This window comes from Candidatus Eremiobacterota bacterium (assembly GCA_031082125.1).
In the GTDB taxonomy this organism is placed as follows: Bacteria; Vulcanimicrobiota; CADAWZ01; order CADAWZ01; family Ess09-12; genus Ess09-12.
The window spans coordinates 172,774-190,146 of the sequence record JAVHLM010000009.1; the positions used below are offsets into that span (position 1 = coordinate 172,774).

General features: G+C 56.1%; 19 protein-coding genes. 15 read left to right on the forward strand and 4 right to left on the reverse strand.

All coding sequences use genetic code 11. The annotated features are described in order from the left end of the window. The first annotated feature begins 22 nt into the window (after positions 1-22). From RDV48_12580 to RDV48_12625, 10 genes are all read left to right on the forward strand, one after another. Positions 23-1,699, forward strand: coding sequence for a GspE/PulE family protein (locus tag RDV48_12580; GenBank protein ID MDQ7823627.1), 1,677 nt, complete (start codon positions 23-25; stop codon positions 1,697-1,699). Between the two features lie 17 nt (positions 1,700-1,716). Next, entirely contained in the window at positions 1,717-2,085 is a 369-nt protein-coding gene (locus tag RDV48_12585) for a response regulator (protein MDQ7823628.1), read from the forward strand. Positions 2,086-2,100: 15 nt separating this feature from the next. Then, on the forward strand, positions 2,101-3,270 hold the full coding sequence (locus tag RDV48_12590) for an ATP-binding protein (protein ID MDQ7823629.1): 1,170 nt from the start codon (positions 2,101-2,103) through the stop codon (positions 3,268-3,270). A 23-nt stretch (positions 3,271-3,293) separates the two neighbouring features. Further along, positions 3,294-3,929, forward strand: a complete 636-nt coding sequence (locus RDV48_12595; protein MDQ7823630.1) for a CAP domain-containing protein — start codon at positions 3,294-3,296, stop codon at positions 3,927-3,929. Between the two features lie 88 nt (positions 3,930-4,017). After that, positions 4,018-4,749 (forward strand): hypothetical protein, encoded by a 732-nt coding sequence (locus RDV48_12600; protein MDQ7823631.1) that lies wholly within the window; start codon positions 4,018-4,020, stop codon positions 4,747-4,749. Between the two features lie 4 nt (positions 4,750-4,753). After that, the gene (locus RDV48_12605) at positions 4,754-5,545 is read left to right on the forward strand and encodes a hypothetical protein (GenBank protein MDQ7823632.1); all 792 of its coding nucleotides are present in this window, start codon (positions 4,754-4,756) and stop codon (positions 5,543-5,545) included. Positions 5,546-5,644: 99 nt separating this feature from the next. Beyond that, positions 5,645-6,685 (forward strand): hypothetical protein, encoded by a 1,041-nt coding sequence (locus tag RDV48_12610; protein ID MDQ7823633.1) that lies wholly within the window; start codon positions 5,645-5,647, stop codon positions 6,683-6,685. A gap of 3 nt (positions 6,686-6,688) precedes the next feature. Next, positions 6,689-7,291 carry a hypothetical protein gene (locus tag RDV48_12615; GenBank protein MDQ7823634.1) on the forward strand — a complete coding sequence of 201 codons (603 nt, stop codon included), beginning with the start codon at positions 6,689-6,691 and terminating at the stop codon, positions 7,289-7,291. 46 nt (positions 7,292-7,337) lie between these two features. Then, entirely contained in the window at positions 7,338-7,571 is a 234-nt protein-coding gene (locus tag RDV48_12620; GenBank protein ID MDQ7823635.1) for a hypothetical protein, read from the forward strand. 57 nt (positions 7,572-7,628) lie between these two features. Then, a complete protein-coding gene (locus tag RDV48_12625) occupies positions 7,629-8,381 on the forward strand; it encodes an NAD-dependent protein deacylase (GenBank protein MDQ7823636.1) in 753 nt (250 codons plus the stop codon). A 43-nt stretch (positions 8,382-8,424) separates the two neighbouring features. On the opposite strand, the gene RDV48_12630 is transcribed toward RDV48_12625, so the two are convergent. After that, positions 8,425-9,813: a hypothetical protein gene (locus RDV48_12630; protein ID MDQ7823637.1), complete on the reverse strand. Its 1,389-nt coding sequence runs from the start codon at positions 9,811-9,813 to the stop codon at positions 8,425-8,427. 290 nt (positions 9,814-10,103) lie between these two features. On the opposite strand from RDV48_12630, the gene RDV48_12635 reads away from it, so the two are divergent. From RDV48_12635 to RDV48_12650, 4 genes are all read left to right on the forward strand, one after another. Further along, complete coding sequence (locus tag RDV48_12635) at positions 10,104-10,376, forward strand: hypothetical protein (protein MDQ7823638.1); 273 nt, start codon at positions 10,104-10,106, stop codon at positions 10,374-10,376. After that, a complete protein-coding gene (locus RDV48_12640) occupies positions 10,373-10,732 on the forward strand; it encodes a type II toxin-antitoxin system PemK/MazF family toxin (protein MDQ7823639.1) in 360 nt (119 codons plus the stop codon). Before RDV48_12635 ends, RDV48_12640 begins: the two co-directional genes overlap by 4 nt. A 496-nt stretch (positions 10,733-11,228) precedes the next feature. Continuing rightward, on the forward strand, positions 11,229-11,402 hold the full coding sequence (locus RDV48_12645) for a DUF4160 domain-containing protein (GenBank protein MDQ7823640.1): 174 nt from the start codon (positions 11,229-11,231) through the stop codon (positions 11,400-11,402). Continuing rightward, the gene (locus RDV48_12650) at positions 11,362-11,625 is read left to right on the forward strand and encodes a DUF2442 domain-containing protein (GenBank protein MDQ7823641.1); all 264 of its coding nucleotides are present in this window, start codon (positions 11,362-11,364) and stop codon (positions 11,623-11,625) included. Before RDV48_12645 ends, RDV48_12650 begins: the two co-directional genes overlap by 41 nt. Positions 11,626-11,729: 104 nt before the next feature. On the opposite strand, the gene RDV48_12655 is transcribed toward RDV48_12650, so the two are convergent. Next, positions 11,730-12,152 carry an ATP-binding protein gene (locus RDV48_12655; protein MDQ7823642.1) on the reverse strand — a complete coding sequence of 141 codons (423 nt, stop codon included), beginning with the start codon at positions 12,150-12,152 and terminating at the stop codon, positions 11,730-11,732. Positions 12,153-12,292: 140 nt separating this feature from the next. Between RDV48_12655 and RDV48_12660 the strand changes: the two genes are divergently transcribed. Next, the gene (locus RDV48_12660; GenBank protein ID MDQ7823643.1) at positions 12,293-14,398 is read left to right on the forward strand and encodes a clostripain-related cysteine peptidase; all 2,106 of its coding nucleotides are present in this window, start codon (positions 12,293-12,295) and stop codon (positions 14,396-14,398) included. Between the two features lie 24 nt (positions 14,399-14,422). Here the strand turns inward: RDV48_12660 and RDV48_12665 are convergent, their stop codons facing one another. Further along, positions 14,423-15,565 (reverse strand): L-dopachrome tautomerase-related protein, encoded by a 1,143-nt coding sequence (locus tag RDV48_12665; protein ID MDQ7823644.1) that lies wholly within the window; start codon positions 15,563-15,565, stop codon positions 14,423-14,425. A 145-nt stretch (positions 15,566-15,710) separates the two neighbouring features. Further along, positions 15,711-17,222 carry a hypothetical protein gene (locus tag RDV48_12670; GenBank protein ID MDQ7823645.1) on the reverse strand — a complete coding sequence of 504 codons (1,512 nt, stop codon included), beginning with the start codon at positions 17,220-17,222 and terminating at the stop codon, positions 15,711-15,713. Positions 17,223-17,373: the final 151 nt, after the last annotated feature.

A 17,373-nucleotide genomic window follows, 5' to 3' on the forward strand; every position in this document is an offset into this window, starting at 1 on the left:
TCGAGGGGAGGAGGACCCTGGCATGAACAGCTGGACAGATCTTCTGAAGGAGAGCTGCGATCCTTCCATGGTGGAGCAGGCAAGGGCCGAGGAGGCTGAAGGGCGCGACGGAGCAGATTTCCTGATAAAAGGCCGCCACGCCTCTCCCGCCGATGTCCTGGCCGCCCTGTCAGGCTACCACGATCTCCCTGCGATGCTTGTGGAACGCTATGAGCCCCAGGAAGAGGCAGTTGAGAAGATCCCTGAGGACATCGCCCGCCGCTTCGGCATCATGCCCCTCTTTATCCTCAAGGAGACTATTTATGCCGCCACCTCGCAGCCTGGCGACCTGAACGTTGAGGACTTCGTGAGGCAGCTCACGGGCCTGTCCATGCGGGAAGTGGTCTCCACGAGAAGCTCCATCGAGCAGACCATCAACAGGCACTACCTGGCGGGCGAGCGCTCGGCCGAAAAGGTGAAATCAATCGTTGCGACAAAGCAGGAGGAGGAGAAGGTTGACGAGATTGCGCGGGCAAGGAATGAGATAACCATCGAGGACAGCGAAGCCCCCTCAATCAGGCTGGTAAACCATATCATCTCTTCGGGGATACGCCTGGGAGCAAGCGACATCCACCTTGAGCCTCTTGAAAACCGCGCCTTCCTGCGCTACAGGATGGACGGCGTGCTGAAAGAGTTCCCCCCTCCCCCGCTTGATATGATCCGGTCCGTCACGTCACGCATAAAAATACTCTCCGATATGGACGTGGCGGAAAAAAGGCTCCCCCAGGACGGCCGCATCACCTTCAACGTTGACGGCAAGGACTATGACCTCCGGGTCTCCCTGATCCCCAACCTTTACGGAGAGTCTATCGTCATCAGGATCCTCGCGTCGAGTGCCGACGTGAAGAGCCTGAAGAACCTGGGCTTCAACGATACGATGCTCACCCGGTACAAGAAGATGATCAGGAGGCCCCATGGAGTGATACTGGTGACGGGTCCGACGGGTTCGGGGAAGAGCACCACCCTCTATGCCACGCTGCGGCACCTCTATACTCCCGAGAAAAAGATACTTACCCTCGAGGATCCCGTGGAATCAAAGATGGAAGGGATCACCCAGTTCCAGATGAACGCCCCTATCGGCTTCACTTTCGCAAGGACCCTCAGGGCTGTGCTCCGCCATGACCCCGAGATTGTCCTTGTGGGAGAGATAAGGGACCAGGAGACTGCAGAGATCGCGATACGGGCATCTCTGACGGGCCACCTCATCCTGAGCACCCTCCATACCAACGACGCATCCTCGGCGCCGACGCGCCTCATTGACATGGGCGTCCAGGGATACCTCGTGATGACTTCCCTCGTGGGAGTCCTTGCGCAGCGCCTTGTGCGCCGCCTTTGCACCACCTGCAGGGAGCCCCTGGAGGTGGACGATTCCGTCCTCTTCTCCCTGGGGATAACGGGGATTCCCGAAGGAGCAGCGCCTTACAGGAACGTGGGCTGCACCCAGTGCCAGGACACGGGCTACAAGGGACGCGCCGCCATCTACGAATTGCTGGAGATTACGAACGATATCAGGCGCCTCCCCGAACATGCCATGACCGCCGAGAACATCAGGGCCATTGCCGAAAAATCAGGCTTTGTGAACCTGCGCGAGAGCGGCCTTGAGAAGTGGTTCCAGGGTGTTACCAGCATGGAGGAAGTGATAAAGCTCACAGTGGAATAGAAAGGTGACGGTGACCGATGAAAAAGCTCTACGTGGCCGATGATGACCCTGCCATACTGAATATTCTGAAGTTCACCCTGGGGAAGCTTGAAGGAGTGGAGGCTTCATTCTTTGACAACGGCCTGGACCTTTTCCGCGCCATAAACAGGGAAAAGCCCTTTATCATAGTCACCGACATAATCCTTCCCAAGCTCGAGGGCCTGGCGGTGACAAGGCTGGTCAAATTCGACGAAACCCTGCGGGATGTAAGGATACTCATCATCTCCTCGGTGATAGATCCTGACATCCACGAGCAGATAAAGAAAGCGGGCGCCGACGATTTTCTCCAGAAGCCTTTCAGGCCCGCTGAAGTGAGGGAGCGTGTACATGCTCTCATGGCGTCATAACATGGAGGTGGTCTTGTGACAGTACAGGGCATTCCCACTCAATTCGCCCCTGCAGAGCGCGGCACACCTGAGACATTGAGGCACCAGGCGGAATCCATCCTGAAAGTCTCCCTGATAAGGAGGATCCTGGACGTTATCCCCGATTTCGTGCTGATCCTGAACTCCCGGAGGCAGATTGCCTTTGTCAACAGGTCTTTCCTGGACTTCCTGGGAGAGAAGGAGGGAGAGGCCCTTCTGGGGAAACGCCAGGGTGAGGCTCTCAAGTGCATCCATGCCGATGCCGCCCCTGGCGGGTGCGGCACCACGGAGTTCTGCGAGATGTGCGGCGCTGTCAACGCTATCCTCGCATCTCAGAAGGGAGAGCTCTGCGCCAGTGAATGCACCATACTTCTCAAGGAAGGCGGCGCCGCAGAGCTGCGGGTATGGGCCGCGCCCTTTGATATAGAGGACGAGAGCTATACCATATTCTCCATGGTTGACCGCAGCGGGGAAAAAAGGCGGCGGAATCTTGAGAGGATATTCTTCCATGACGTCCTCAACACGGCAGGAGGCCTTTACGGCTTCGCCGACCTCCTCATGGAGAACCTGGGGCAGAAAGACGACGCGGGATTCTTTGCCAGGACCATATTTGACCTCTCAGGCTCGATCATAGAAGAGATCAGAGCCCAGAAGGATCTCTCGGCCGCCGAGGGGGGCGACCTTGTCCCGAGGCCCGGGCCAGTCGATTCGCTGGCCCTCATCAGCGAGGTGGCCAAGGGCTACAAGGAGCATGAGGTGACAAAAAACAAGACGCTTGAGGTGGCTCCTGATTCTCAGGAAGTGGTCCACAAAACCGACAGAACCTTGCTGAGGCGCGTCATCTCCAACCTTGTCAAAAACGCTCTCGAGGCATCGAAGCCGGGAGAGAAAGTGACGCTCCGGTCGGCGCTCCAGGGAAACGAGGTGCTCTACACCGTCCATAACCCTGCCTATATGCCCCGCGAGGTGCAGCTTCAGCTCTTCAACCGCTCATTCACGACCAAGGGAGCGGGGAGAGGGCTGGGAACCTACAGCATCAAGCTCCTCACCGAGAAATACCTGAAAGGGAGCGTCACCTATACCTCTCTGCCCGAAAGCGGCACCACTTTTTATACCCTCTTTCCCATGAGCCTTGGCGAAGATGGCCCGGAGCCATTGAAAGGATAAAGATGGCGGGGAGAAAGCAAGTTATGATGCGTTTACAGGCAGCTCTTCTCATTATGGCAGTCATACTTGCCTCTTCCCTGGCGAATGGCTGCGGGCCCAGGGCAGGCCCCGTGGCCGCCTCCCCCCCGGAAAAGCCGGACAATCTGCAGGGAATGGCACTTTCATCATCCCAGGCCTCACCTACACAGGCCACACCGGGAGATACCGCGACCGCGGCAGGAGAGAGGGCAGCGGAAAAACCCGGCCAGGACAAAGCTTCCGCAATGGAAAAGAGGATCAAGGAGCTTGTGGACCGAGAGAGAGTCTCCAGAGGGCTGAAGCCGCTTGCCTGGAATGAAGCCCTTGGGGTCCTTGCCCGTGCCCACAGCGAGGACATGGTGAAGAGAGACTTCTTTGACCATACGAACCCCGACGGCCTGGAACCCCAGGATCGCCTTAAGAAAGCGGGGATAGCCTGCCGGGCATCGGCGGAAAACATCGCCACCAACCAGGGCTACGAAGACGCCGCAGCAGAGGCCGTAAAGTCATGGATGGGCTCCGAGGGGCACCGCGCCAACATCCTGGACACCCGGGGCTACGGCTTCAACGAGACCGGCACAGGCATAGCCCAGGCCCCCGACGGCACCTGGTACTTCACCCAGCTCTTCATCAAAAAATAGGGACGGACTTTTTACAGAGCTCCCTTAATTGACGTAAAAAGGCACCTGTGCTATAATTTTTCCTGTAATTTCATTAAAGGGGGGGCCTATGAAAAAATTCACTGTCTTTGCTCTTGCTTTCCTCTTGCTTGCTTCTCTCGGAGCTTACGGGCAGCAGGTAACCCGGCAGAATGATCAAGATTACCCGCGGTACCGCCTGCAGAACGCCTATTACATCAACGGAGAGAAAAAAACCATCCTCTCAAGCGGCTCATGGGGAGGGGTTCTCTATTCTCCCCAGTCCATAGGGAACGCCTCCCTCAACAAGGGGCTCAACGAGACTGTCATAGAGGGAGGCTCCGGCAAGGCAGTGGTGAGTGACCAGTATACCGGGAGTAAAAGCCTCTCGTGGCCCGGCGGCGACGCGAAGGCGGAGCTCACCATGAACGAGCTGAAGGTCACCTTCAAGGGGAACACCTACACCTACAGGACCAACAATACCGACGAGCTTATCGCCGAGATCCCCGGCGACAGGATCACCTTCAAGAACAGCCTGAACGAGCTCACCATCTCGGGCAGGATGGGCACGGTGAAATACTCGACAAACCTGGATGTGTACACCATAGAGAGCAAGGCCGGCAGGACGACCTACAAAAAAGAGGTGACCGGGGGTTATGAGCTCAAGGGAATCCCTGCCGACAGCCATCCCTACCGTTACTGGGGAGTCTATTTCTCCGCTCCTGTCTACGGGCTGGGAATCATTGTGGATTTCGGAAGGCTCACGACGATTCCCTGGCTTCCCGACGACCTTGATTTTGACAAAGCCGTTATCGTGAGGTAAGAGCTTGCCTGCAGCAAAGAAGAGACTTTTTCTCCTGGGCTTTCTCTGCGGCGCTGTTTTTCTGCTCATGACGGCAGGCTGCCTCTATGCTGACTCCTATTATCCCAATTCCGGAGTGGACACCACTGACGATGCCTTCCCTCTCACGCCGCACTCAACGCAGTGGATGATAGACTACGAGTGGGATCAGTACATTGATGCCTCTCCGATGGGAATGCCTGTCTTTGAATGGAAATACGGGATAAGCGACAGGCTTGACTGCGGCATCCAGGTGCCGTACCTGATGGCCCCGTGCGCCCAGCCGGACTCCGTCTATGGCTTTACCGACATAGGCTTCGGCTTCAAGTATCTCTGGACTCCTGTAAAGCCCGGCCGGATCATGGTGGCCACCATCGCGAGCTGCAAGCCCCAGACTACCGATTCTGAGAGCTATCTCGGCTCGGGCGCCACTGACTACGATGCCCACCTTGTCCTCTCCTACGTGAAGGAGCCCTTCCGCTACCATCTCAATTACGGCTATACCTTCTGGGGAGAGCTCCCCGGCATTCCCCAGGTGCCCTCACCCTTTTATAAGGCAAAGATCGACTACACGATGTCGCCGCAGTTTTCCTGGAGCGCCGAGGTCTATGGCGAGGACAGCCAGAACCCCGATTTTTTTCTCTCAACTCTTCAGTCTACCATAAAGACCACATGGCAGGTCAACAGCAAGCTCGCGCTGGATTTCGGCATGGCCTTCGGCCTCAATACCCAGTCGCCCCTCAGGAGATACCTTTTCTCAATAACTTACGGCCCCTGAATGAGGGGGGGGACCCCTTTACTTTCAAGGGGGTAACCTGATAAAATAGAGTAAGAAGTGATCAAGCCATGTGCAGATGAGCACGGACAGGGGGACCTTATGAGCGGTGAAGTGAGAAACTATGCGGAAGGCGGCACTGTTGACAATGCCGTCCAGTATTGGAAAGGCGTGGCGGAGAACCAGGACAGGCTCGTGGCCCAGGGGAAGCGCAACCCTTACGTGGGAGCCGCCTGCAAGACGGGCGCCCAGATAATGAACGGCTTCATCGCCATAAGCGGCCTTCACGAGGTGGAAAAGAGCTCCGGGAAGCTCGGATGGGACGTGGGGAGCGGCGCCTCGAACACCCAGATAGCCAAGGACACCGGCATGCTCCTCTTTGATTCCACCATGGCAGGCCTCACCTTTCTCCCTGCCGGCAAGGTGCTCCAGGGAGTGAAAGGGGGAAAAGGGCTCTATACCACGGCGAAGGCCGGCGAGGCCATCACGGGGATGGTGAAGGCGGGAAAGGGCGCCGCAGCTCCCGTGGCGGGCGAGATCACGGCGGCAATCGAAAAGACCATCCCCCAGGGCGGAAAAGTGACGGCAGAGCACTCAAAAGCTCTCCTCAGTGAGCTCACCGACATAGGGAAGAAATACGGTATTACCATACAGGAGGGCGGCAAGGTAGGCGAGAGCGTCGGCTCCATGAACAAGATCCTCGTAAATACGAAAGCGGGGGGCTCCCACGAGATAACCCACGTGGTGCAGCAGCTCCAGACAAGGGCCACGGCGCTGGAAGCGCAGGCGCAGAAGCTGGGCAAGCCCGTGAAGGACCTCACGGCCGTTGAGCGCCAGGGAGCTTTCCAGAATATGGTGAAGCCCTTCGAGGAAGTGGCCTACAACCAGCATGAGATGTGGGCCAAGGAGGCGACGAAACTTGGCGGCGGAGCGAAAAGCTCCTATGCCGACGCCCTGAAACGCAATGTGGCAAGCTTTGAAGAGGCTCTCTCGGGGGGCAATGTTCCCTCCGCCGAGGTGAGCGGCCTCTCGAGGGCCTACGGCGAGGTCCCCAACATCCTTGGCCGCTCCCAGGGCGAAAACCTCAGCAACGTAGGTCAGATCCAGCTCAGGTCCGTCAACTACGCAAGGGAACAGCAGTAGCCTGTGGCCCCCCTTTACTGCCACTTCTGCGGCGAGGAAAACGATCACCCCGGGAAGCACTGCACAAGGTGCAACGGCGTGCTCCCCAGCTTTTCCTCCGATGCCTCCGATGACGGACCGCCTCAACAGGACCCGGCCCTCGATTCCCTTCCGGAGCCTCCTGCACCCGCAGCCGAAGGCGCCGAGTTCCAGAAAGAAGCTGTCCTCAGGTCCCTTGAGAAGATTGCCGGCGATTTCTGCGATGGCACCCTCAGCGAAGAGGAATACCTGCAGAAGATTGAGGCCCTGGAAGAGCTTGTAGAGGGAGTGAAGAAGGATTTCATGGTATTTCTCTCCACGGTGAGAGAATTCTGCGAAAACCCGCCGGATAGCGCTGCAGACGCAATCTCCTGCTACCCCCGGGAGGCCGGGGAGAAGCTTCTGAGCATCTCCCATTTATTTGCCCGCTCTTTTTACGCGATGAAGAGCCTGGCCGGAGGGGCCCGCGATTATTACATGGAAGAAGCCCTCAACAACGCGTCGCTTGCCATGGACGAGGTTGAGCGCCTTGACGCGATCTCGGAAGAGACGGGCGATATGATGAAAAACCTCACGGCGGGAGAGTGAAGAATATAACTGCGCCACGCCCTGGCGAAAAGAGCGTACCGTCACCATGAAGGAAAAGCTAATTTTTCTCGAGTTTATCGCTGCGGGCTTCATCGTGCTGGGCCTTGGCCTGCTGCTCCTGAGGCGCTTCAAGCCTGAGGATGAAGGGTCGTTCCCATGCCTGGAGCGCAATGTCAGGGGGATCCTTTCCCTCAGGGGCCTCCTCTTTCTTTCAGGCTATCTGCTTGCCTTATACGGCGGGGCGTCTGTTCTCATCTGCACCCTCCTCATTTTTCTCTGAGGGCATCCTGGCAAGGAGCAGGAATGGATTTCGGGGCGGGCGCCGAACTATTCTTTGATGGACACCCTCAGAAAAGCATCAGAGCTCATCGGCCGCTCCAGGAGGATCTGCGCCTTCACCGGAGCCGGTGTCTCAACGGAGAGCGGGATCCCCGACTTCAGGTCCAGCGGGGGGGTCTTTGAATCCCTCCGGAAGCGCTATCCCTTTCCCCCCGAGGAGATCCTGAGCAGGGACTTCTTCTTGAAAAAGCCTGAGCTCTTTTTTGAGGTGTACAGGAAAACTCTTGTGTACCGTGGCGCAAAGCCGAACAGGTGCCATACCGCCCTGGCGGAGCTGGAGAATAGGGGGAAGCTCGCCGGCATTGTCACGCAGAATATCGATAATCTCCACCAGGAAGGGGGCTCACACGCGGTGATAGAGCTCCACGGCAACGCCAATGAGAATCAATGCACGGGCTGCGGGAAAAAATTCACCCTGGACTACATGGCGGACCATCCCGAAGTGATTCCCCGCTGCGACGGCTGCAGGGCGATTGTGAGGCCCCTCGTGGTGCTCTACGGCGAGTGCCTGGAGCATGAGAACCTGGTGAGCGCAAAAAGGCTCATAAGATCTTCGGATACTCTCCTGATCATCGGGACAAGCCTCGTGGTGTATCCCGCCGCAGCTCTCTTGAGTGAGTTCCATGGTGCTTCGATGATAATCATCAACAAGGCTGAAACGATTTGCGATGAGGCTGCCGACGTGGTGATAAGGGAGAGCGCCTCGAAAGCGATGGATGCCATCCTTGAAGCGCTCGGCAGGGGGATCTGACCAGGGCACAGCCGCCTCTTTCCGCACTGCCGCCTGCTCAGTCTCAGCGGGCCTTAAGCTGCGGGCCCACTCGCTCCATAACCCACGAGGCGATTCTTCTGTTGATGCCGGGGCCATAGTGGGTGCCGTCGTAGCCCGTGTCAAACTGGCTTTCCTCCAGTCCGGCAAAGGGCTTCATGAGATCGACGGCCGGGAAAGGGCATTTCTCCAGGGAGGCCGCCATGCGATCCCACTGAGCTTTGAAGGCGGTGTCGGTCTTATACCTCTTCACGTTGTCTCTTGTGGGGAGCACGAAAAGGAAAAACTCTGCGCCCTGCTCCCCGGCTTCGCGGGCCATTGCCTCGAAGATGGCCCTTGAGACCTCCATGGCCTCGGAGCCTTCATCCATGAGATGTTCCCTTATCCTGTGCTCCTCGTTGGTATACCGGACACGGGCCCATATCTTGTAGGTGATGAGCTCTCCTATGAGGGGCGGGCACTCGTACTTTGAGAGGATATAGAAGCTGTCGTATTTCCTGAGGTGCTCCCTGAGCCTGGGGCTGATGCGGGAGCTTGAATTCTCCCGGTAAAACTCCTCAGAGCTCCTGTACGGGCTTTTCACCAGCTCAAGGGCGCCTTTCTTCATGATGAAGCGGGGGATGAGCGTGCCTGTCCTCCATCCCATGAAATTCCTGCACACGTTCACATCGCGCTCAAGGTCGGCGCCGGGGACAAACATGAGGATCATGCCGTCGTGGAATGCCTTCCCTTTCAGAAGCCCGTAGCGGAGGAGGCACTGGCCCATGCTGTAGCCGTCAGTGCCGAAATTGACGGCCTCGAGGTCTTTTTTTGATTTTTCAAGGAAATGAGGCCATGTCTCATCATTTTTCAGCCTGCTGCAGTTGGTGAAGGAGTCTCCAAAAACCAGGATCCTCGTGACGCCGGGGGGCTTCGCGAACGACACTTCGCCTGTCCTGCGGGCACCCAGGCTGTTTGACTGCCACCAGCCCCTGGTGGATCTTTTCCCCTCCCGGGGGGCATATCCCAGAACCTCGTCCTCCCTGGTGATGCCCCACAGGTCATCATTGGCGGGCTCCCCCGGAGAGACTTCCTGAGGAGCTAGCGGGGCCGGGGATGCGGCAGCAGGTGAGGTTGGCGAGGCAGATGGTGAAGGATTCGCTGCACTTTCAGGTGAGGGAGACGCGGCAGGCGAGCTGCTTTTGAGGGTATCCAGCGCAGGCTCGTCGCCGGGAATCACCTTCAGGGGAGGGAGCTCAATGCCGAAGAACCTCCCGCAGGAAAGCGGCGAAGGGGTGACCATGAGCCTCAGGAGGATCTCGACGACAATAAAAAAGAGAAAAAGAGTCATCAAGGCAAAGAAGACCTTCCTTGCCCCGCTTTTCCTTCCGTCACCGGTGCTCTTCCTGGCGCCCATGGTGCTCAAGTATTCCATGTGCCCCGGCAAGTTCCTCCCGCGGCCGGGAAGCCCTGGTAACTTGCCAGTATAGGGAGGCCAGGACTGGCTATAGGCGATTTCCTAGTAGCCTTGACGCCATTTTTATAGACAAGGAAGGGATCGCGGTCAGAGGGGGAGCCGAACAAGATTGCAGAAAATGAATTCTCAAAGGGAAGCCTCAAGGAGCTTAACACTATTGTCTCCCAGTTATTCTTGAAGTGTTCTTCATCCAGAATGATATTGCAAATAATGCAATACTATGATACCATAATAATGGTGATGAATCCATGACGCTCTCAAGAAATAAAAAAGCAACTTTTATGCTCCCTGAAGGCCTGCTCGAAGAGATGCATGAAGTGGTAAATACCGGCCTGGCGCGCTCTGTGAGCTCTCTTGTAAGGCAGGCGCTGGAGCAAAGGCTTCGCCAGTTACGGGAAGAGCGGCTGCGGAAGGAATTTGAGCAGGCCGCGGGAGACAGTGAATTCATGAACGACCTTGAAGGGACGATGAGCGTATTTCAAGATGCTGACGGGGAGACCGCCCGCTTGATAAAAGAATGACACCCCGCAGGTGGGAAATATACCAGGCCGCGCTTGATCCGCACCAGGGATCCGAGCAGGGCGGCTCCCGTCCCGCAGTGGTGATTTCAAGGGATTCAATAAATTGTTCCCTGCCGGTGATTGCGGTGCTTCCCGTTACCTCCTATAAATCCCCTCGCAGAATATATTCCACTGAAGTGCTTATTCCGGGAGGAATGGCAGGGCTTCCCATGGATTCACTGATTCTTGCCCACCAGATAAGGACAATTGCCCGCTCCAGGCTGCTTAAGCTCTATGGAAAAATTGAAGATGAGGCAATACAGGAGAAGATAGAAGCTGCGGTGCGTATTTTTCTGGATCTTGAGAAGGAGAGCTGACCTCGCCTGCCCCTTATCCAGTGCTCACTCCACCGGCAGAGTGAGAATGAACTCCGCTCCCCTGCCCGGCCCGTCCGGTCAAGGGTTTTCGTGGAGCCCCGGCTGCGAGTGTCCGCTGCTTTTATACGTGGCATCATATCCCCCACCTCTCATCACATTTTAATCCGTGCTATCTGCCTCAATGGAGGCAGCTTTCTCCCTTCACATTAAATTTCGCCCCGCCGAATTTAACCCCGCCGCGTGATATGCTGTCACTAATATATCCCAGTATTGTGCCTGCATATTTTGTAGCTTTTCACAATCAGGCCACTCGATGAACCAATTTTTACAATTGTCCGCCGTTATAATTTCTCGGAGTGCATCGCAATGCTCTTGCCGGTTATCCGGAAAAGCATTATAATGAGAGTAGATTACGATTCATGCGGGGGCTATGAGTCCAACGGTCTTTCGTTACAAAGGGTACCGGTTTTTCTTCTTTTCCCGTGAAGAAGAGAGGATGCATATCCATGTTGAATCGGGGAAAGGCGAAGCGAAGTTCTGGATAAACCCCTCTGTATCGATGGCAAATAATTATGGATTCTCCGAAAAGGAGCTTCAGGAAATTGCAGCAATAATCAAGGAGAAGGAAGATGAAATCAGGGAAAGCTGGAAATCACACTTCTCAGATTGAAGTGCTTAATATCTCTCAGTTTGGCTTCTGGCTCTCTCTTGACGGAGATGAACACTTCCTGCCCTTTGATAAATTCCCATGGTTCAGGGAAGCAAGAATATCAGATATCATCAATGTTGAGCTTCTTCATCACAGCCACCTCTACTGGCCATCTCTCGATATAGATCTTGAGCTTGAATCCATTGTGCATCCGGAGAAATATCCTCTTGTCTACAGGGCGTAGCAATGTCTCATTTTCAGGCTTCGGCCCCCCGTCCTTATCTCATATATGAACTTCTATAATTTCACCGTAATTATGAGGTTTGGAATGATGGAACCCTGGAAAATTTACTCCACCGGCAGGGTGAGAATGAACTCCGCTCCCCTGCCCGGCCCTTCGCTCCTCGCCCTCACCGTGCCCCCGTGGGCCTCGATTATCTTCTTCACTATCGGGAGCCCGAAGCCGAACCTGCCGCTCCTCCATGTGGTGAAAGCATGATCGAAGATCCTTTCCAGATTCTCAGGTGCAAGGCCCAGGCCGTCGTCTTTGAATATAAGCTCCACAAAGCCCTTTTTCTTCAATGCGCTCAGCGTGATCACAAGCTTTTTCCCGGCGGCGGCCTGCGACTGCAGTGAATTGGTAACCAGGTTCACCAGCACAAGCTCCATTCCCATGGGATCGCAGAGGATCGCAGGGACAGGGGGCCTGATAATGAGCCCTGCATTTGTGTCAGGGCTCCTGTGAAGGACATCTGACGCCTGGAGCTTCACACGCGCATGGCATCCATAAGAAGGCGATGGCTTCCGGTAAAACCAGCGACTTTCCCAAAATGTAACAAAATGGCAATTATTTTTTTCCCGGCCCTGTGCTATAATCAAAATGGCGAACTGTCAGAAAAGGAGCGATGACAATGGACAACATCACACCACGGATCTCCGGCAATATCCCTTCTCCCCTCGGCGGTGCGGGAACTCCCCAGCCTCCCGCGGAGCTTCGCCAGGAAAGCCCAGGCATCCCCACCGAGGATACCTTCGAGCGCAAGGGAACCTCATCTGAAAAGCCTGAAAAGAAGGTAAAAAAAGAGGACCTCCCCGCGGGAAAGACCACTGCGAAAGAGGGCGACAAGCTCAAGGAATACACCATTCTTGCCTATATGGACGGCAGCAACAACCTTGAGGAGGCCATCCTCGACGACGTGAAAGAGATGGAGAGCGTCGCCCCCGAGAACATGAACGTGGTGGTGCAGTTCTCGCGCTACCAGAACAAGCCCATGACCGTGATGTTCCTTTCTGAATCGCTGTCGAAGGCCTTCCAGAGCAGGGAGTTCAAGGGAGTGCTCAAGGAGCTCATCGGTGACAAGGATATCGTGGAGCGTTACGGCGAGCTTCTGAAGGATCCCTACACGTGCAATTCCATCTCTTCGGTCCTCCTCAGGAGGAATCCCGATCTCTCGGACAAGCTTGACAGGCTCGTGGACCAGACGCTCAAGGATACCTCAAACAGCAGCAGGACCCTCAAGGAGGTCATCAACGAGACGGCAGGGCAGATACTTGGCCAGATCATTGTCCAGGAGCAGGTAAGGGCCGAGGTGATGGCCCAGATGGCCGAAGAGGAAGGCGAGATTGTCTTTGAGCCCCAGAAGCCCGCTGCAGGACCGGCATCTTCACTGAGCAGCGCACCTTCGCTCATCGATATCATGGGTGATTCTCTGCAGGCCAGGGACGAGCCCCTCATCAACCAGATTGCCCGCGCTGCAGGGAGCTTCATCAAAAGCTCACAGGATACCTCCAGTGAAGGAGCCAAGGTCCTCTCCGCATCGGGTACTCCCGTGGCAGAAGCCCTCGATGCAGGGAGAAACAGCATCATCTTTGTGGAATCAATGCCCGGCTCGGGAAAATTTGACCAGGGAGACTACAGCCCCATCCTCTCGCAGGTTGACGACGTTGAGGTGAACAAGGAGCCTCAGTGGCGGGGCGTGAGAAGGTTTGAAATCTCAAAAGATGACGACCAGAAAAGAATCAATTCAAAACAGCTCAAAGATATGGGCATGAGAGACATGTCCAAGGTGAAGACTCTCTCGGATTTCATTGCCTGGGGCATGAAGAACTACCCGGCAAAGCATTACATCGTGCTGATGAGCGATCATGGCGCCGGCTTCCTTGGCGCCGAAGAGGACCGGGGCAACATGCTCTCCCTCCCCAACATCCGTGAAGCCTTTGAGAAAGCCCATGAAAAGACCGGCATCAAGCCTGACATCATCGCCTTCGACGCCTGCCTGATGGCCCAGGCCGAAGTGGCTTACGAGCTCAAGGACCAGGCGAAGTACCTCATTGCCTCGGAAGAAATCGTGGGCGGAGACGGCTATCCCTACAGGACCATCTTCCCCGCAGTGGACAAGGCCCTCTCCGAGGGGAAGACCGATCCCAGGGATGTGGCCTCCATATTCATCGAGGAATCGGAAAAAGCAAACAAGAAGTCCACCTTCACCCTCTCAGCCATAGACCTGGAGGCGGCGAAAAAGGTTGTGAGCGCCGCCAATGACCTGGCGAAGGATATCCTCGAGGGCAAGGCGGACCTGGACGCCGTGAGGGAATCCTTCAAGGAAGTGCAGCACTACAACGTGAACAGGGACAAGATGAGACCATACAGCGATTTCAGGGACCTCGGAGACCTTGTGGACAAGCTTTCAAAAAACCCTGCCATCAAGAACAGGGACATAAAGAGAGATCTCAAGGAGCTCAAGGCCGCCGTCGAGCAGGCCGTGGTGAAGGAAGAGCACATGCAGGACGAGGACTACGAGGGCTCCCACGGCATCTCCATTTTCGCCCCGCGCCGCCAGAGCGGTGTGAGCGTGCCTCTGATGGAGGAATACGACAAGATCCTGATGTCCAAGCGCACGAAATGGAACGAGCTGGTGAAAGTGCTCACCGATTTTGAGGGTCTCAAGAAGCTGGAAGAGGAAGAAGGAGGGAAAGGACGGATCACCTTTATCCCCCTCCCGCAGAGACGCCCGTAAATTCAGCGCTCCAGGCGCCGTGGCTCACTCGCCGCGGCGCTTTTTCTTTTTCTTGGGCGGCTCAGGGGGAAGCTTGATTTTGTACACGGTGTAGGGCGTGGTGCGCAGGTCCTTGCCTTCGTTGAACCAGGGCATCAGATGAATCTGGGAGCAGGTGACGTAGAGGAAGCCGTCCTTTGAAACGGCATAACTGTCAGGCCACAGGAGCCTGCTGTCCTTGAGGAATATCTCGTAGCGCCCGTCGGGACCGTACCTGATGAGCTCCCTGTTCTCTATATCGCCCAGGTAAAGGTTTCCGGCCGGGTCGCAGATCATCCCGTCTGTCGTAGTGAGGGTCCCCAGCTTTTCTATTTTGTCTTCAAGCTTCTGCCCCTTCTTCCACTTGCGGGTGTGAAGGGCCGCCGTCTCAATCCGGTAGAGCTTGTTGTCGGTGAGAGGCTTGAAATAGAGATATTTGTTATCCGGTGTAAGGGCAATCCCGTCTGAGTTGATCTTGAGCGGGCCTTTCTCATTTTTTATCTCCACCCCGTTCACTCGGAATGCATAGGCAGGGTCCGAGAGCAGCGCGGCATTCTTGTAAAAGACTCTCCTGGCCTTCCCGTCTCCGAGCGAGAGGATTACAAGGGCGCCGTTTCCCGAGTCGGTGAGGTAGGCGCATTTTCTTTTCGTGTCAATTCTCACGTCATTCAGGTAGCTTGTCTTGTCGGCTATGGCGGGCTCAAAGGGATACACCCGCTCCACCGAGTTGGTCTTCAGGTTTATCTTCACGAGCTTTGCGGCGCCATCCACCACCTCTCCAAGCTCGGGAGCCGCCGGGTCCACGACCCAGAGGTTCTCCTCGCTGTCAGCGAATAGGGCCTGGGCGCATACAAAAGCCCCCTTCCCCGGCTCCCCCTTCTTCCAGGAGTTCCACTTTTCATCAGGGAAGGCTTTTACTTTCCCGCCGGGAAGGACCTCGACGACAGAGTACTTATGCTCGGGAAGCCAGCGGGGGTAGCAGAGAAAGAGCCTCCCTGCAGGCGATACTGCTATGCCGGTGAACTGGTGATCATTGTCCTGAAAGACCGTCACGAGGGGATCAGCCCCCTCGGCGGCGGAGAGCGGGCCGCAGGCTGCAAGAGCTGCTATGATTAAAAATGTCAGGATGGTGCTGGTATAACGGCGCATAAGGAAGCCTCCTTCATTTCGGTGGTTTTCGCCAAGCGGCAGGGCATCACGGCACTGCTGCCTCTTCAAGGGAAGTATTCGACAGGGGGCGACCTCCATTCCTATGAAAAGGGGGCCGCTTTTGCGGAAGAGAAAAATCCGTTTTTTACACCGTGTATTCCCGCTCTATCACCTTGGTGATGCAGTTTATGGCGCCTTTAAGGGAGCTTATCTTGGTCATGTCGATGGGGATGGGCTCGTAGCCGTAATGGCGGTACACGTCCTGGGCCGCCCCGTCAAGCTCCGGGAGGCCGAAGGAGGGGATGAATATCCTGTCGCCGTCAATGACGCCGTTATTGTACGTTATCCAGGGGACATCGTTGAGATCTGAGCTCCCGAGGTAAGGGACGCGCTCCACCTTGTAGCCGTCCTTCTCCAGGCCTTTTCCGATGGCTTCGAGGCTCTTCTGGAGCTTTTTATCACCTTCCAGCTCCTTCATGAGCCTGTCGAGAGGGTTCCTGTCCGTAAGTCCGATTTTCTCGAGGAACCGGGGGAAGAGCTTCTCCAGGAACTTGGTGAGAAAGTCGGTGCCCCACCCGAGCTTGGTGAGGAGGTCGCGGCCGTATTTTCGGAACTTCACGGGGTCCTTTGTCTTGATATCCTTGAGAATATCGAGGGCCATCCCGGGATCGCCCAGCGTGACGACGGGCTTCCCCGAATCGGGGTCGCGCTTGCCCAGGGGCGTCATGGTCATATCTATATGAAAGGAGGGCTGCTTTCCCTTGTACCCTATGATGACGACCTTCTGACGGGGGAAGGTGCGGTCAAGCATCAGCTTCGCCAGGTCGGCCTTCTCCATGGTGGCGGCATTTTTTATCTTGAGATCGGATGCGATGGTCTCGTATTTTTCCGGGCATTTCTTCATGTTCTCGACCATGAAGGCGATGGCGTCGGAGCCAATAAAGAGGGCGTCCCTCGTGGCAAGCTGGTTCCCCCCGTCAACCTGGCGGCCCTCCATGCGCTCGTACTGAACTTCGGGGTTATTCTTCGCGATGAGCTCCGGCACCATCATGTCGCCCCAGCCGGGGAACCACTCCCTGTCCTGGCGGATCACCTTGTTTCCCACGACAAGCGTCGAGTCCTGGGCCCATATGGAGAGGGTCTGCTCGGAGTTTATCACCTGGGCGCGCTCAGGGTTCACTATCTCTCCCTTGTCGGCCCACTCCTGGATTCTCTCCTTCACATCGTCTACATCGACGGAATGATGGGTAAGGACGGTGAACTTCGCCGAGGGCATGGCGCTCATGAAAGTCTTCATGGCTTCAAAGTAAGCCTTGCTGTCGTGTCCTGAGTAGGTGAGGCACATATGCTTGATGGTCCCCTCGTTGGCGGGGATCATGTAGCCTTCCATATCGAGGCTGCTCTTCGTGGTGTAACGGGCCGTCACGCTGTCAACGGAGGATTTCATTGCCGCGAGTTCAGGCGAATTTTCTTCAAGCTTCCGTGGTGATTTTAGAGGCTTCTTAGGTGAAATCCCCGGTAGTGAAGCGGAAGAGAGCTCAAGAGCATCTTGAGGGGGAGGAGGCACGGGAAGCTCCTTTACTCCCTGGAAGAGGGCTCCACCGCTCAATGGCTTGCCGGGCGGGGTGCCTGTAAGACTCCTGTCACCTATCTGCATATGCCTCACTCTTTTCTGAAAAAGTCACTCAAGAGTACGGAATACCCTTTCTCTCATTGTATACCCGGCAGGCCTGCGAGACAAGAGATTTCGCGTTAGCATTTTGTTAACCTTTGGTAGGAATGACTTAAAAGAAAGCCTGCCTCCACTG

Coding starts and splice junctions, on each gene's coding strand:
- RDV48_12665 (MDQ7823644.1), bottom strand. CDS start 15,565: ATGCGCCGTTATACCAGCACCATCCTGACATTTTTAATCATAGCAGCT.
- RDV48_12620 (MDQ7823635.1), top strand. CDS start 7,338: ATGAAGGAAAAGCTAATTTTTCTCGAGTTTATCGCTGCGGGCTTCATC.
- RDV48_12670 (MDQ7823645.1), bottom strand. CDS start 17,222: ATGCAGATAGGTGACAGGAGTCTTACAGGCACCCCGCCCGGCAAGCCA.
- RDV48_12595 (MDQ7823630.1), top strand. CDS start 3,294: ATGATGCGTTTACAGGCAGCTCTTCTCATTATGGCAGTCATACTTGCC.
- RDV48_12610 (MDQ7823633.1), top strand. CDS start 5,645: ATGAGCGGTGAAGTGAGAAACTATGCGGAAGGCGGCACTGTTGACAAT.
- RDV48_12635 (MDQ7823638.1), top strand. CDS start 10,104: ATGACGCTCTCAAGAAATAAAAAAGCAACTTTTATGCTCCCTGAAGGC.
- RDV48_12640 (MDQ7823639.1), top strand. CDS start 10,373: ATGACACCCCGCAGGTGGGAAATATACCAGGCCGCGCTTGATCCGCAC.
- RDV48_12645 (MDQ7823640.1), top strand. CDS start 11,229: ATGCATATCCATGTTGAATCGGGGAAAGGCGAAGCGAAGTTCTGGATA.
- RDV48_12585 (MDQ7823628.1), top strand. CDS start 1,717: ATGAAAAAGCTCTACGTGGCCGATGATGACCCTGCCATACTGAATATT.
- RDV48_12600 (MDQ7823631.1), top strand. CDS start 4,018: ATGAAAAAATTCACTGTCTTTGCTCTTGCTTTCCTCTTGCTTGCTTCT.
- RDV48_12630 (MDQ7823637.1), bottom strand. CDS start 9,813: ATGGAATACTTGAGCACCATGGGCGCCAGGAAGAGCACCGGTGACGGA.
- RDV48_12650 (MDQ7823641.1), top strand. CDS start 11,362: ATGAAATCAGGGAAAGCTGGAAATCACACTTCTCAGATTGAAGTGCTT.
- RDV48_12625 (MDQ7823636.1), top strand. CDS start 7,629: ATGGACACCCTCAGAAAAGCATCAGAGCTCATCGGCCGCTCCAGGAGG.
- RDV48_12580 (MDQ7823627.1), top strand. CDS start 23: ATGAACAGCTGGACAGATCTTCTGAAGGAGAGCTGCGATCCTTCCATG.
- RDV48_12660 (MDQ7823643.1), top strand. CDS start 12,293: ATGGACAACATCACACCACGGATCTCCGGCAATATCCCTTCTCCCCTC.